Genomic DNA, 13919 nt, shown 5'->3' on the forward strand with positions numbered 1-13919 from the left:
GAAAGGATCATGAAAGTGTGGAAAAAGTGTGTAAAGCATGAAAAAAAACAGCGTATCATGACCCAGTAACAAAGCGGGTGAACCGGGAAAATCGGCATGAGAAATAAATCGGGAATTAGCAAGCAGCTATTTATTGCCTTAAGTATTGTCAACTTAAGTGTGACGCTTTTTTCCGTGCTGATGGGTTATTTGATCTATAACTATGCCATAGATGTTGGCTGGATTACTTTAAGCTCCTTGCAGGAAGACTGGACCGAATTTCATTTTATTGACTGGATTTGGTTATCGACGGTGATTTTTTGTGGTGGGGTCATTTCCATCATTATCGGCATGCATCTGGCCCAGCGCTTTATTAAACCCATTAATTTTCTGGCCGAAGCGGCCAAGCAGATCAGTCAGGGAAATCTTTCTGCGCGAGCAGATGACCGTTACATTCATTCCACTGAAATTGCAGAACTGATGCATAATTTTAATAACATGGCGCAGAAGCTGGAAAGTTCGGTTGAAAATGCACTGGTCTGGAATGCTGCCATAGCGCACGAGCTGCGAACACCGATCACCATTTTGCAGGGCCGTTTACAAGGTATTCTGGACGGTGTGTTTAAACCGGATGAAGCCTTATTCAAAAGCCTGCTCAGTCAGGTGGAGGGCTTATCTCATCTGGTCGAAGACCTGCGAACCTTGAGCCTGGTTGAAAACCAGCAACTCAGATTAAATTATGAAATGGTTGATTTTAAAGCACTGACTGAAAAAGTATTAAAACTGTTTGAGCAACGGTTACAACAGGCACAGATCGAACCCGTACTTGAGATTCCTGCTATTCAGGTGCATTGTGACCGTCGTCGTATCGAGCAGGTATTAATGGCCCTGATTGATAATGCAATCCGTTATGCCAATGCCGGAAAACTCAACATTTCTTTGACAAAAGATCTTCAAAACTGGATTTTGCAGGTGGCTGATGCAGGTCCAGGTATCGCAGCACAATATCAGCAAGATTTATTCAACCCGTTCTTTAGACTGGAACAGTCCAGAAATAAAGAGTTTGGAGGAACAGGACTGGGTCTGGCGGTTGTCCATGCGATTGTAATTGCGCATGATGGTCGCATTGAATATAGCAATCCTGCTCATAATAGTGTGTTTACGATCCATTTACCTGTTCACGTTTAATCTAAATGATTTAGGCGATTGTTAGCGTTCGACTATGCTCATAAATATCTGCTATGAATAAAAGAAGAGGTGTTGATTTAGCACCACCTCCTCAACAGAATCATGCTGTTGCTGAAACATCGATGAAATTAATAATTTTTAATTAATTGATATTTATAAATAAAAATATGGCATTCAATTTGTATTAACCACAGTGAAAGATAAATTGTGTTTAACAACAAATTTGGAGCAGAACATGAGTAGAAAAATTCGATTAGGTGCATTTATCCCAGCCACTGGACAACACGTTGCAGCATGGCGACATCCTGAGTCTCAACCGAGCAAAGCAGTTGATTTTGACTTTATTAAAGAGCAAGTACAACTGGCGGAAAAAGGCTTGTTTGATGCTTATTTCTTGGCAGATGGCCTAGCCGTTAATTTCGGGCAAGCCGAGAAAACAGGCTACAGTGATAAAGTAGCAGGCTTTGAACCTGTCACCTTGTTCGCGGCGTTATCAACGGTGACCAAACATATTGGTTTTATTGCTACGGCATCAACCACCTATGAAGAACCGTATTTATTGGCGCGTAAGTTTGCTTCTTTGGACCATCTCAGTCATGGTCGAGCAGGGTGGAATGTGGTGACTTCTGCTTCGGAAGCCGCTGCGGCCAATTTTGGTTATGAGCAACAAATTCCACATGCAGAGCGTTATGAGCGCGCGCAGGAATATGTCGATCTGATTAAAAAACTGTGGGACAGCTGGGAAGATGATGCTTTTATTCATGATAAGGCATCAGGTGTGTTTTATGATCCTGATAAAGTGCATAACCCGAATCATAAAGGTAAATACTACGCGGTAAAAGGTGCCTTGAATGTGCCACGTACACCACAAGGTTATCCTGTGATTGTACAAGCTGGGCAGTCAGGGCCAGGACGTGATCTTGCAGCGCGTTATGCCGAAGTCATTTTTACCGCCAACCAAAAACTGGAAGATGCACAAGAATTTTATCGTGATGTAAAAAGTCGTTTGGCCAAATATGGGCGTTCAGCCGATGAACTTTTAATCTTGCCGGGCGTTTCTGCCTTTGTGGGTCGTACTGAAGAAGAAGCGCATGCCAAATACCAACAGCTTACGGATTTGATTCACCCAGAAGCGGGGCTTGCCTTGTTGAGTGGGTTAAGTGGCGGCTTTGATTTTTCAGGCTATGATTTGGATGGTCCATTCCCAGAATTGGGTGAAGGCCAAGGCATGGTGAGTCGTCCTGCTCTAATTGCAGATATTGCCAAGAAAAACAATTTCAGTATCCGTCAGCTATATGAATGGGTGGCGGGTGCACGTGGACATTGGCAACTGATTGGTACCCCTGAGCAGATTGTCGATCAATTACAGCAATGGTTTGAAAATGAAGCCGCGGATGGTTTTAATATTTTGCCACCAAGCACACCTGCTGGGTTAAACGATTTTGTTGAATTGATTGTGCCAGAGCTACAACGCCGTGGCCTATTCCGTACCGAATATGAAGGAACGACCTTACGTGAAAATCTAGGTTTGGCACGTCCAGAAAATCAATATGTCATTGCTCGACAGGCTGAAAAAAACAAAGCCAGTTAAAATCATGTTAAAACTAAATTATGAATCAAAGTAACAAGAGTGACTTTTAAGCGTCACTCTTGTGTCATCACAATTGAATTGAGTGAAAAATGCAATATAGAAAATTAGGTCAAACTGATATTGATGTTAGTGTTATCGCCCTAGGTACCATGACTTGGGGTGAGCAGAATTCTGAATCCGAAGCGCATGAGCAGTTGGATTATGCAGTGGAGCGTGGCGTAAATCTGATTGATACGGCTGAAATGTACCCCGTACCACCGAAACCAGAGACCCAAGGCTTAACTGAACAATATATTGGCACATGGTTAAAGCTGTCACAGAAACGAGACCAAGTATTGATTGCAACCAAAGTGGTAGGTCGTTCAGGGAAATTAACCCAAGCCTCGCATTTTCGTTCAGGTCAAACCAAGTTAGACCGAGCCAATATTGAAACTGCGTTACATGATAGTCTGAAACGTTTACAGACGGACTATGTTGATCTATATCAGCTTCATTGGCCTGATCGCAGTACCAATCATTTTGGTGAATTGGGCTATACCCATGTCGAAAATGAAGACACGGTGCCAATTTTAGAAACCTTGACAGTTTTGTCTGATCTGATTCGAGCAGGCAAGATCCGACATATTGGTTTATCCAATGAAACACCATGGGGTGTGAGTCAGTTTTTAAAGTATTCCGAAACATTGGGCTTAGCGAGGGTCGTTTCTATCCAAAATCCCTATAATTTATTGAACCGTAGTTTTGAAATTGGCAATGCTGAAATTGCAATCCGAGAGCAGGTAGGATTACTGGCTTATTCACCTTTGGCTTTTGGTGCTTTGACAGGTAAATACTTAGATGGCGCACAACCAGCAGGCGCACGTTTAACCTTATGGGAACGCTTTGCGCGTTATAAAGGTCAAGCATCTGAAGATGCAATTCGTCGTTATGTCGCATTGGCTAAACAATATGATTTAGATCCTGCTCAGTTGGCTTTGGCTTATGTGAATAGTCGTCGTTTTGTGACAAGTAATATTATTGGGGCGACCAATTTAAATCAGCTCAAAACCAATATTGAGAGTATTGACCTACAGTTAGCTGATGAGGTCATTCAGGGAATTGAGCAAATCCATCAAGCCCATCCTAATCCTGCACCTTAAGGCATAGATCATCTCCTACAATTTAATTTTCGTTTTGTTCAGGACAGTTGAGTCAATCCAACTGTCCCTTTTTATTTTTAGAACAAAGCCACTGAGTCTGTATATCAAAAAATAAGAAATAAAAACCTTGAAATGTGCTGTTTTAGTATAAGCAGGGTGTTGGAAAATCAACAGTGCTTCAACAGAAAGAAGTATGTGTATTTTTAAAAATATAAATATAAAACAATTGGTTAATAATTGGCATGCTGCTTGCAAAGATCAAAGTATATAAATCGAAGATTGATTTTATGCAGGCTAAGGAGCACAGGATGAAGATGTTGCGTTGTTGTATGGAAAGTTAATTTCTCTCTCATTTTTTAATTCATTTAGTTCGAATTTTTTTCGGTGTGATTGCTTATTCAGTCACACACAGGATTTTTTGACTCAAATTTTATGATTTTAGTTTTAGGGGTTTTATTGGTGAAAAAACATTATCTCTCTTTATCGATTGCTTTGAGCGTGGCAACACTTTTGGGAAGCGGCACAGCTCAGGCAGCAGAAGATATTGATACCACGTTAGCGCAATTACAGGCGCAATTGACTGCTCTACAGCAGCAGGTCAATGCATTAAAGCAAAAGAAGCAAGCTTCAACGGAGCTGAGTGAGACAACGCAACTTGCAGCCCAAGACGATGCATCGGCAGAGTCTCAGGAAGAAAGTACGGAGCATAGTTTTGCCACTCAAAGTGAGCTGGCGGGTTTCCGAAGTGATTTAGAAAACTATAAATATGATCAATCACGCCAATATGAGCGTACTTCGGTGAAATCAACCCGAGATACAACCTTGTATGGCACGGTACAAGTTCGCGCACAAACACAAAGTCGAGATACCTCTGCTGGGAATCCTGCACCTGTTACACCACGTCGTAATACGTTTGATATCCCTACGGCTTTATTTGGGGTAAGAGGAAATTTATATCGAGATTATAAGGAAGGCAAAAACTTAGATTACCAATTGTCTTTTAGCTACGGCAAGCGTACGGGAACAGCGGGAAGTGCCAGTGATTTAAACTTGGCCGATGCTTTTTTACGCTATAACTTTACCTCAACCAATGGTGGGCCTGAAGTCCCACGTTTAAACGTGACGCTTGGGCAACAACTGATTCCCTTTGGCTTAGACCCACAATCTCCAGAGGATTTACGACCGACCATTAATGTTGCAACAGGATTGGCACAATTGGGTCTATTCAATCGCCAGACCGGTCTGATTGTGCGCGGTGATGTAAAACCCTTTGTTGATTATTCATCAAACTATCGTGCACCGTTATTTGAGTATGCTTTGGGTGTGATCAATGGCAATGGCACCAATAAAGTCGATGACAATGACAAGAAAGATTATATCGGACGGGTGGCTTTCACCTTACCCGTTGATTATGCGAGTTGGTTCCGTGAGTTGAAATTTGGTGCTTCCTATCTCAAAGGCAGTAAAAACGTCATCGCAGGCAGCAATGTTCTCGATGGTAACGGTCGCAATGATCGTCTGGGTTTCGATATTTACTACAACCATGCACCGTTTGGCGTGACTTATGAATATGTCAAAGGACTTAGTGATTATGCAACTGCGACAGGTTCAACCTCAGAAGTAAAGTCTGAAGGGCATACCGCAACGCTATTTTATACCTTTGGCGATCAATTTTATAACAGCGTGAAATCCGTCGCGAAGTTTGATGACTTCTGGCCGAAATCTATTCAGAGCTTCTATCGCTATGACAGTTACAACCCGAACAAAGGTGGAGATGTCGTTGGTATTGCAGGTCATGGTCTAGGCAAAGTCGATATTCATACCTTAGGTCTAAATTTCTTCTTCGCCCAAACCACAAAATTCCAATTAGGGCTGAATCGCTGGAGCTATGACCACGAGACAGCTGCGCAAAAAGACTTTTCGGAAGTACAAGCGCAATTCCAATACACCTTTTAATTTTCCAATATGAGTAATGACACAATGAAATTTTTGACCAAACATTTATTTATCGGGGCAGCGGCAGGTTTGCTGGTTGCTACCAGTTTCTCAGTTTTTGCTGAAAGCAATCCCACAGAAATTCGACTGGGGGTTCCCGGTGCAGGCGTAGGCGGAAAACCCAAAGTCGGAGGAAGTGCTTATGCAAGTGCTAATCTACGCGGCATTTTGGAAAAAGAATTTGCCAAAGATGGCATCAAGGTGAAATGGTCATTTTTTCCGGGTGCAGGACCCGCGCTGAATGAAGCTTTAGCCAATAAAAAGGTCGATTTTGGTATTGGGCATGGTGATTTACCTTCAATTGTCGGACGTTCAACAGGTTTGAAATCCAAACTTTTATTTGTGACTGGGCGTTTTGGACCTGTGTATTTTGCAGTGCCATCAGATTCAGGTGCGAAAAGCCTGACGGATTTAAAAGGCAAAACCATTTCTGTGTTTAAAGGGACTAACCAACAGTTAATCCTCGGTCGCTTATTACGGAAATATGGTTTTACTGAAAAAGATTTCCGTGTGATCAGTCAGGACTTTTATTCAGCTCAAACCTCACTGTCGACAGGTGATATTGATGGTTTGATTACTAGCCCATGGACATTAGAAGCCCGTGGTGTGGCAAAGCGTATTTTAGAAGTCCGTAAAGATCCAAATCTGAATGGCCCATTGGTGGCATGGGTCAGCGAAGATTTTGAGAAGAAATACCCCCAAATTGTGCAGCGTGTGGTGACCACGTTTATTAAAGATAACGTGTGGAGCTCCGATGAAAAGAATCGTGATACCCAGTACAAGTTATGGGCTCAAAGTGGCGTGCCTTACCTAGACTATAAAAAAGACTGGGATGATTATTCGCTGAAAGACCGTAACTCACCATATTTTGATGATTATGCGGTGAATTCTTTAAAGAAATCGGTTCAGCAATCAATTGATTACAGACTGATTCGCCGTCCAGTGGATGTGGATTCTTGGATTGAACCGAAATATCTGAATACCGCGATTCAAGAACTCAAACTAGAAAACTTCTGGCCAAAATTTGATGTAAATGGCAACCGTAAAAAGTAATTGTGATTTGGGTTAGGCCAAGGGCATGTATGCCTTTGGCTAGCCAGTTTATTTGTTCATCATTTTAGGAATGACCTATGCGTCAGGAATCGGTTGCTCAGGTTGAATTGGGTCAAGGGCACTTTGTATTGGGCTTTATTGGCTTGGCATTGTGTGCAGGCTTGGGCATTGGAATCGCGAAAATCGTCACTTCTTTATATGCAGTGCAGTTAGCCGCAAATGAATTTGAAATGGGACTGATTGCCGCAGTACAGAGTTTAGGTATTTTGCTGATCGGATTGCCAATTGGCCTGTTAGTACAACGCTATGGACCTAAGACAATGTTTGTATTAGGGAGTTTTCTCGCAGCGGTGGTGTATGTCACCGTGCCATTTTATCCAGCGGTTTGGTCTCTGATTTTAGCTACTTTCTTGGTTGGGTTATGCATGCCGATGCGGTTTGTTTCACTCAATACAGTCTATATGCAGCATTTAAAAAGTATAGGTGCGGCTCGGGCGGGATGGTTTAGAGGCACGCATATGATGGGATTCTTTCTGGTTGGCCCTTTACTGGCAGTGAGCTTGGTAAGTGCGGTGGGATTTTCAGGCGCGTTTTGGTGGATTGCTGGACTTTTTGTTTTACCGATATTGTTTGCACCCTTGGCCTTTGGCGCAGGCCCAACTGAAATTAATCAGGCAGAGCGGGACGAGGCATTTAGCCTTGCTGTAATTGCCAAGCAATTGGTTTTATTAAAGCAAGATCAGGCTTTACGTCGCACCAGTTTGATTGAAATAGCGAGCAATGCGGTGATGGCGTACTACGGCTTTTTTATTATTGTTATTGCAATCAAGGATTTTGGTTTGAGTGAAACGATTGCTGCCAGTTTGGTGACGCTACAGGGAGCTGTGTTTGTCGTAGCCTTATTTACGACGGGAGCTTTGCTGACACGATGGGGAATAAAACGCTTTTATCAAACGGGTTTTGCTTTTGTTGCGGTGGCATCTGTGATGCTGGGCATACCTAAAATTTCCGTGCTGCTTTGGGTGGGTGCTGTGATTCTGGGCTTGGGTCTCGCGATGCTGCATATCGTCAATTTTACCATGTTTGCCAATGTGGGTGAGCGCTTGGGAATGGCAAAGGTGTCTGGATTAACCGCGATGGCAGGACCTGCAGGGGCGTTATTGGGAAGTATTGTAGGAGGCTGGTTAGGTCACTATTGGGGCTTACAGTCGATGTTCCTTATTTCAGCAGTTTTATTTGGCGGGCTGATCGGTTTTTCTCAGCAACTTACACAAGTTTTTATAGCACCGCCGCTAGAGATTGAAATGTATTCAGAAATAGAGGGTCAATAAAATGAGTAGTATCGAAACTCAATTAGAAAATGAACACACTTGGCAGCGAATCAATTTAGCCCCTTATTTCAAGCAAATCGGCTTATGGGCAGTTCGTATTGTATTGGCTTTGGTTTTACCTGCGATTGCATTGGCGGTTTGGCATTATGCCTTTCAGAAGCAATGGTTACCTGAACAAATTTTGCCTAGCCCAGCCTTAGTTTGGCAAACCACCTTGGAGCTCATAGATACGCATGAGTTACAGGATAATTTATGGATCAGCTTAAAACGGGTTGCTTGGAGTGTCTTGGTCGGGGGCAGCGTCGGTTTGTTCTTGGGTTTCCTGATCGGATTATCACGTATCGCACACAAGTTTATTTATCCTACTTTTAACCTGATTGCACAATTTCCAGTGATTGGCTGGATTCCATTACTGATGATTTTCTTAGGCATCGATGAAAGCCTAAAAATTGCAGCGATTTCACTGGCGGTATTTGTTCCTGTGCTCGTTGCGACCTATCGCAGTGTTTTGAATGTGCCTCCGCATTTATTAGAAGTCTCGCAGGTGTATCGCTTTAGTGCGTGGCAGCGATTTCGCCGTGTCATTTTGCCTTCTGCTTTGCCAAATATTGTTAGTGGTTTACGCCAAGGGATTATGCAAGCGTGGCTGTCACTGGTTTTTGTCGAACTGTTAGCCAGTAGTGAAGGGATTGGTTACCTGATTGTTTGGGGACGGCAGCTGATCCAACCCGACATTATTTTTATGGCTGTCATTGTGATCGGGATTGTTGGTTTTGTTTTAGATCATATTTTGGGCTGGGTTGAACGCTGGTTTAGCCATTGGCAACGCAGTGCATTTTAAAGGGGATTGAATATGTCTATGAGGTCTACATCGAAACCAAGATTTAATTTCAATTATTTAAACGTTTACGGCTTGGTGCTCCCGATTGCGTTCATTGTATTGTGGGCGATTGCATCCAAGTTGAATTGGGTCAATCCTAAACTCATTCCAGCACCATTTGAGGTGGTGCAGATTGCAATTCATCAATTTCAGCAGCAAGAGTTTTGGACAGGTCTCGGTGCAAGCTTGTTCCGTGATCTGACGGGTTTTGTCTTGGGCAGCATTCTAGCCATTACTTTTGGCATTGTCGTGGGCGTCTCACGCTGGGCCAATTATTTATTTTTACCTAGTTTTAATGTGTTGCGACAAATTTCTTTGTTTGCTTGGTTACCGTTAATCACCACCTTTTTGGATTATGGCAATAGCGCAAAAATCTTATTTATCGTGCTTTCCGTCTTTTATCCCGTGGCCTTACATACTATCGATGGGGTAAGACAAATTCCATTGCATCAATACGAAGTTGCCAAAGTCTATCAATTCAATGCTTGGCAGACCTTGAGCAAACTGATTTTACCTGCGGCAGCCAGTCAAATCTTTTTGGGCTTACAACTCGGTTTGATTTTCGCTTGGGTGGCGACCATCGGGGCAGAGTTTCTGTTGGCAAATTATGGTGTTGGACTGGGCAATATCGTGATTCGAGGACGGGCTGCATTAGATGTTGGTCTGATTGTATTTGGCTTAATCGTGATTGGTTTTATCGGTGTGGCGTGGAATAGCTTAGCCAATTTAGCTGAGCGTCGTATTTTGGTTTGGCGTCGTTAGGAGAATAATAAAATGAAACAACAGAATTTTCGGCAGTTTTTTAAACGTCGTTTTAAAGCGCTTGGGCAGCTCAGTGTTTTAAGTCTAATGGCGCTCAGTTTTGTTGCATGTAGTAAACAATCTGACACTCCAGCCAATCAGGTCCATGAACTTCGCTATCAATCCTTGACCAGTGTGGTGTCATTACCAGAACTGGCTGAAGACTTGGGTTATTTAGGTGATTTAAAGTTGAAATATGTGGGCAGTGTGCAAGGTGGGCCGCAGGACTTACAAGCACTCACCACAGGCGATGTAGATGTGGCAACTGCTTTTGATGGTGCAATCATCAAGCTTGCTGCGGCAGGGATTAAGATCAAAGCAGTGGTTGCCTCTTATGGCAGTGATGACAAAAGCTGGGTCGGTTATTACGTCCCGAATAATAGTCAGATTCATTCAGCGCGTGATTTGATCGGCAAAAAAGTGGCTGTAAACACATTGGGTGCACATTACGAATTTGTCTTGAAAGACTATTTGGCACGTCAAGGTTTAAGTAATGATGAAATCAATCAGGTTGAATTCGTAGTGTTGCCTCCCACCAATACCGAACAAGCTTTACGTGCTGGGCAGGTAGATGCTGCCGCACTGGTTTCTATTTTCCAAGACAAGGCCTTGGAACGCGGTGGTCTAAGAAAACTGGTCTCAGATACGGATCTGTATGGCAGTTTTACCGCAGGCAGTTATGTCTTTACCGAGAAATTTATTCAGCAGCATCCAGAAGTGGTCAAGCAATTTGTCACAGGTGTTGCCAAAGCTGTGGAATGGACGAAGCACACACCTCGTGAGCAAGTCTTGGCCCGCTTTAAGAGCATTATTGAAAAAAGAAAACGCAATGAAAGCGATGTGTTGATGCAGTACTGGCGCAGCTATGGTGTGGTAAGCCAAGGTGGGTTGTTAAACGCAGCACAATATCAACGCTGGATTGACCTATTTGAAAAACGTGGTGACTTCAAACCCAATCAGGTCAAGGCAGATGCTTTATTTACCAACCAATTTAATCCCTACGCCAGTGAAAATAAAAATGTCGCTGATGATCAGCGCAGTAAGGAGCATAGCCAATGAGCACAAAATTAAAAATTGAAAATGTTTATAAGTCTTTTGCTGCCAAAAAAGTCAAAGGAGCAAAAGTCCAAGCAGACGATTTTGTAGCGGTTGAAAATCTGTCTTTAGACGTGAAGGCAGGTGAGTTTGTCGCCATTGTTGGTCCGAGTGGATGCGGCAAATCAACCTTGCTGGATCTTCTGGCAGGTTTAACCACACCAAGTTCAGGTCAAATCACTATTGATGGGCAAGCGATTAAAAAACCAGGGTTGGATCGCGGTATCGTTTTTCAGCAATACGCTTTATTTCCATGGTTAACGGCCCTAGAAAATATTGAGTTTGGCTTGGATGCAAAAGGCGTTGATAAACAACAGCGTTATCAAACGGCAAAGTACTTCTTAAATTTAGTGGGGCTTGCGGAGTTCGAACATCATTATCCCAATGAACTTTCAGGTGGCATGAAACAGCGAGTCGCAATTGCACGGAGTCTGGCCTATGACCCCGACATCCTATTGATGGATGAACCTTTTGCTGCACTTGATGCACAGACCCGTGAAACCTTACAAGCGGAATTGGTCAAAATCTGGCAACAGACCCAGAAAACCATCATTTTTATCACCCATAGTATTGATGAAGCCATTTATTTGGGGCAGCGCATTGCCATCATGACCTCACGTCCAGGGCGAATCAAACAGGTGATTGAAGTTCCTGCTGAGCTACGAAGCGATCAGGAGGATGTACGTTCCAGCCCAGAATTCAGCCAACTGCGTCATCAGATCTGGAGCTTGTTACGTGAAGAAGTATTAAAAGCCCAAGAGCAGGAAAAACAGAAGCAGTTGGTTGCTTAAGCACAATGTATTTTAAAGATTAACAAGAAGTAGAGGTGATTATGTCGAGTACAAAAGAGACATTAACGTTTCCAAAAACAATCCAGTCCAGTTCAATTTCTTCCTCGCCAAAGATGAGTTCCTTTAGGTCTGATCTCAACCTAAGCTGGCTTTCTACAGGTTTTAAACGATCAGCCGCGATTTTACTATTTTTAGCCATCTGGGAAATCGTACCGCGGATTGGTTTGGTCGATTCCGCTTTCTTGCCAGCATTTTCTACCGTGTTGCTCAGTGGTTGGGGCTTGATTCAAAATGGACAACTGTTGACGCATTTGCAGGCCAGTTTGATCCGTTCTCTCAGTGGTTTTATTTTTGCGATCATTGTCGCGATTCCTTTAGGTTTGGCGATTGGTTGGTACACGCGCTTTTCCGAATTTCTGAGTCCTTTATTGGAAGTGTTCCGCAATACGGCTGCCTTAGCTTTATTGCCCGTATTTATTCTTTTTCTTGGGATTGGTGAAAGCTCGAAAATTGCATTGGTGACCTATGCCTGCACATGGCCAATTTTGCTGAACACGATTAGCGGTGTTCGTAATGTCGATCCATTATTGATCAAGTCCGCACGAACTATGGGACTGAGCTCAATTCAGTTATTCCGTAAAGTGATTTTACCCGCTGCGATTCCAACGATTTTTGTGGGGGTGCGTTTGGCAGGGTCTTTTTCAGTATTGATGCTAATTGCTGCTGAAATGGTTGGAGCAAAAGCAGGTCTGGGTTATTTGATTAACTATGCACAATATAACTTTCAGATTCCCGAAATGTTCTTTGGCATCATCAGTATTACCACCATTGGCTTGCTGTTTAACTACAGTCTGCTTGCGATCGAAAAGCGTTTGACCGCTTGGAAAATCGAATGCTAGTCAGGAGTACATTGACATGTTGAAGCAAGGCTGGGGAAAGCATCTATTTGATCTGAGTTGTATGGTGACAATGTCACTCATCTTGTTGGGATGTACAAAACCAGCATCGAAACTGACTACAGTGGATGGACTGGAATCTTTAGAGTTTAAATACCTCGGTTCGCCAGGCATCGTTACTCCCTTAGAATTGGCCGAAGATTTGGGTTATCTTGCGCCAATTAAATTGAGCTATCAGGGGGGTTCTACAGGCGGGCCGCAGGGCATTCAATCTGCTTTGTCAGGTGATAGTGATATTAGTAGTCCAAGTTTTGCAGGCTCCGCCGTGAAAATGGTCGCCAGTGGTGTACCGGGAACCGTCGTCATTGCTGCCTATGGTACTTTCGATGATCCTTTTGCTGGCTATTATGTCCTTGAAAATAGTCCTATTCAGTCAGCCAGAGACTTAATTGGTAAAAAGGTAGGCACCAATATTCTGGGCGCACAAGTAGAATATATGCTCAAGACATATTTAAAAAAAGCAGGACTCAGCCCTGAGGAAATCAATCAGGTCACCCTAGTGGTATTGCCTCCAGGTTCTTCTGAGCAAGCGCTAAGAAATGGTCATGTGGATTTAGCGCCATTGACAGGCCCCTCAATCGAACGGGGTGGTGTACGTCGTCTTTATCGTGATTATGATCTCGTTGGCGATCTGACAACTGGAACTTATGTTATGGCAAATCGCTATATAGCTGAGCATCCGAATACTACCCGTAAAGTGGTAACGGGCATTGCCAAAGCGATTGAGTGGTCTAGGCAACAACCGAGGGATCAGGTGATCGCACGCTTCGAGCAAATTTTGGAGAGGCGTAAACGCCCTGAAAATAATGCCATGTTAAAATATTGGACACAGTGGGGAATTCCAAGTACTGCTGGAAAATTTAAAAATGATGATTTTAAAATATGGGTGGATAATTTAATTGAAGAAGGTCAGTTAAAACAAAATCAGATTGATTATAAAAAGATATATAGCAATCAATATAATGAATATAGTCAAAATTAAATCATCTTTGTGGTTTGATTAACTGGCGTTTATTTCTATTTTAATAAATAGAAATAACAAAGGTGAATTACTGATTTCTATTTAAGCAAATAGTCATGCAAGATAACTTCTCTTTTAGAACAATAGGGAAGTAAATGC

The 13919-nt window shown here is 42.9% G+C and carries 12 protein-coding genes; all 12 read left to right on the top strand.

Translation table 11 applies throughout. The features are described 5' to 3' along the window. Positions 1–96: 96 nt before the first annotated feature. The 12 genes from adeS to J699_RS12370 all read left to right on the top strand — a co-directional run bounded on the left by adeS (position 97) and on the right by J699_RS12370 (position 13781). Positions 97–1167, top strand: coding sequence for a two-component sensor histidine kinase AdeS (adeS, locus tag J699_RS12425; RefSeq protein ID WP_032867123.1), 1071 nt, complete (start codon positions 97–99; stop codon positions 1165–1167). Positions 1168–1402: 235 nt separating this feature from the next. Beyond that, positions 1403–2758: an LLM class flavin-dependent oxidoreductase gene (locus tag J699_RS12420; protein ID WP_032867126.1), complete on the top strand. Its 1356-nt coding sequence runs from the start codon at positions 1403–1405 to the stop codon at positions 2756–2758. An 89-nt stretch (positions 2759–2847) separates the two neighbouring features. Further along, entirely contained in the window at positions 2848–3897 is a 1050-nt protein-coding gene (locus J699_RS12415) for an NADP(H)-dependent aldo-keto reductase (protein WP_032867129.1), read from the top strand. Between the two features lie 432 nt (positions 3898–4329). Then, positions 4330–5853, top strand: a complete 1524-nt coding sequence (locus J699_RS12410; protein ID WP_050441671.1) for a hypothetical protein — start codon at positions 4330–4332, stop codon at positions 5851–5853. A gap of 24 nt (positions 5854–5877) precedes the next feature. Next, positions 5878–6945 (top strand): ABC transporter substrate-binding protein, encoded by a 1068-nt coding sequence (locus tag J699_RS12405; protein WP_032867131.1) that lies wholly within the window; start codon positions 5878–5880, stop codon positions 6943–6945. Between the two features lie 77 nt (positions 6946–7022). Beyond that, on the top strand, positions 7023–8276 hold the full coding sequence (locus J699_RS12400) for an MFS transporter (protein ID WP_032867133.1): 1254 nt from the start codon (positions 7023–7025) through the stop codon (positions 8274–8276). A 1-nt stretch (position 8277) separates the two neighbouring features. Continuing rightward, the gene (locus J699_RS12395; RefSeq protein ID WP_032867134.1) at positions 8278–9117 is read left to right on the top strand and encodes an ABC transporter permease; all 840 of its coding nucleotides are present in this window, start codon (positions 8278–8280) and stop codon (positions 9115–9117) included. A 12-nt stretch (positions 9118–9129) separates the two neighbouring features. Beyond that, positions 9130–9918: an ABC transporter permease gene (locus J699_RS12390; protein ID WP_032867135.1), complete on the top strand. Its 789-nt coding sequence runs from the start codon at positions 9130–9132 to the stop codon at positions 9916–9918. Between the two features lie 12 nt (positions 9919–9930). Further along, positions 9931–11016: an ABC transporter substrate-binding protein gene (locus J699_RS12385; protein WP_032867136.1), complete on the top strand. Its 1086-nt coding sequence runs from the start codon at positions 9931–9933 to the stop codon at positions 11014–11016. Then, on the top strand, positions 11013–11843 hold the full coding sequence (locus J699_RS12380) for an ABC transporter ATP-binding protein (RefSeq protein ID WP_032867137.1): 831 nt from the start codon (positions 11013–11015) through the stop codon (positions 11841–11843). Before J699_RS12385 ends, J699_RS12380 begins: the two co-directional genes overlap by 4 nt. A 41-nt stretch (positions 11844–11884) precedes the next feature. Further along, complete coding sequence (locus tag J699_RS12375; protein ID WP_032867138.1) at positions 11885–12742, top strand: ABC transporter permease; 858 nt, start codon at positions 11885–11887, stop codon at positions 12740–12742. A gap of 16 nt (positions 12743–12758) precedes the next feature. Next, a complete protein-coding gene (locus J699_RS12370; RefSeq protein WP_032867140.1) occupies positions 12759–13781 on the top strand; it encodes an ABC transporter substrate-binding protein in 1023 nt (340 codons plus the stop codon). Positions 13782–13919: the final 138 nt, after the last annotated feature.

The sequence above is a fragment of the Acinetobacter sp. 1000160 genome (genome assembly GCF_000588715.1).
GTDB lineage: Bacteria > Pseudomonadota > Gammaproteobacteria > Pseudomonadales > Moraxellaceae > Acinetobacter > Acinetobacter courvalinii.

What these genes read in the sequence shown, in the direction of transcription:
- adeS (WP_032867123.1), top strand. Translation starts at nt 97, where the DNA reads ATGAGAAATAAATCGGGAATTAGCAAGCAGCTATTTATTGCCTTAAGT.
- J699_RS12420 (WP_032867126.1), top strand. Translation starts at nt 1,403, where the DNA reads ATGAGTAGAAAAATTCGATTAGGTGCATTTATCCCAGCCACTGGACAA.
- J699_RS12415 (WP_032867129.1), top strand. Translation starts at nt 2,848, where the DNA reads ATGCAATATAGAAAATTAGGTCAAACTGATATTGATGTTAGTGTTATC.
- J699_RS12410 (WP_050441671.1), top strand. Translation starts at nt 4,330, where the DNA reads ATGATTTTAGTTTTAGGGGTTTTATTGGTGAAAAAACATTATCTCTCT.
- J699_RS12405 (WP_032867131.1), top strand. Translation starts at nt 5,878, where the DNA reads ATGAAATTTTTGACCAAACATTTATTTATCGGGGCAGCGGCAGGTTTG.
- J699_RS12400 (WP_032867133.1), top strand. Translation starts at nt 7,023, where the DNA reads ATGCGTCAGGAATCGGTTGCTCAGGTTGAATTGGGTCAAGGGCACTTT.
- J699_RS12395 (WP_032867134.1), top strand. Translation starts at nt 8,278, where the DNA reads ATGAGTAGTATCGAAACTCAATTAGAAAATGAACACACTTGGCAGCGA.
- J699_RS12390 (WP_032867135.1), top strand. Translation starts at nt 9,130, where the DNA reads ATGTCTATGAGGTCTACATCGAAACCAAGATTTAATTTCAATTATTTA.
- J699_RS12385 (WP_032867136.1), top strand. Translation starts at nt 9,931, where the DNA reads ATGAAACAACAGAATTTTCGGCAGTTTTTTAAACGTCGTTTTAAAGCG.
- J699_RS12380 (WP_032867137.1), top strand. Translation starts at nt 11,013, where the DNA reads ATGAGCACAAAATTAAAAATTGAAAATGTTTATAAGTCTTTTGCTGCC.
- J699_RS12375 (WP_032867138.1), top strand. Translation starts at nt 11,885, where the DNA reads ATGTCGAGTACAAAAGAGACATTAACGTTTCCAAAAACAATCCAGTCC.
- J699_RS12370 (WP_032867140.1), top strand. Translation starts at nt 12,759, where the DNA reads ATGTTGAAGCAAGGCTGGGGAAAGCATCTATTTGATCTGAGTTGTATG.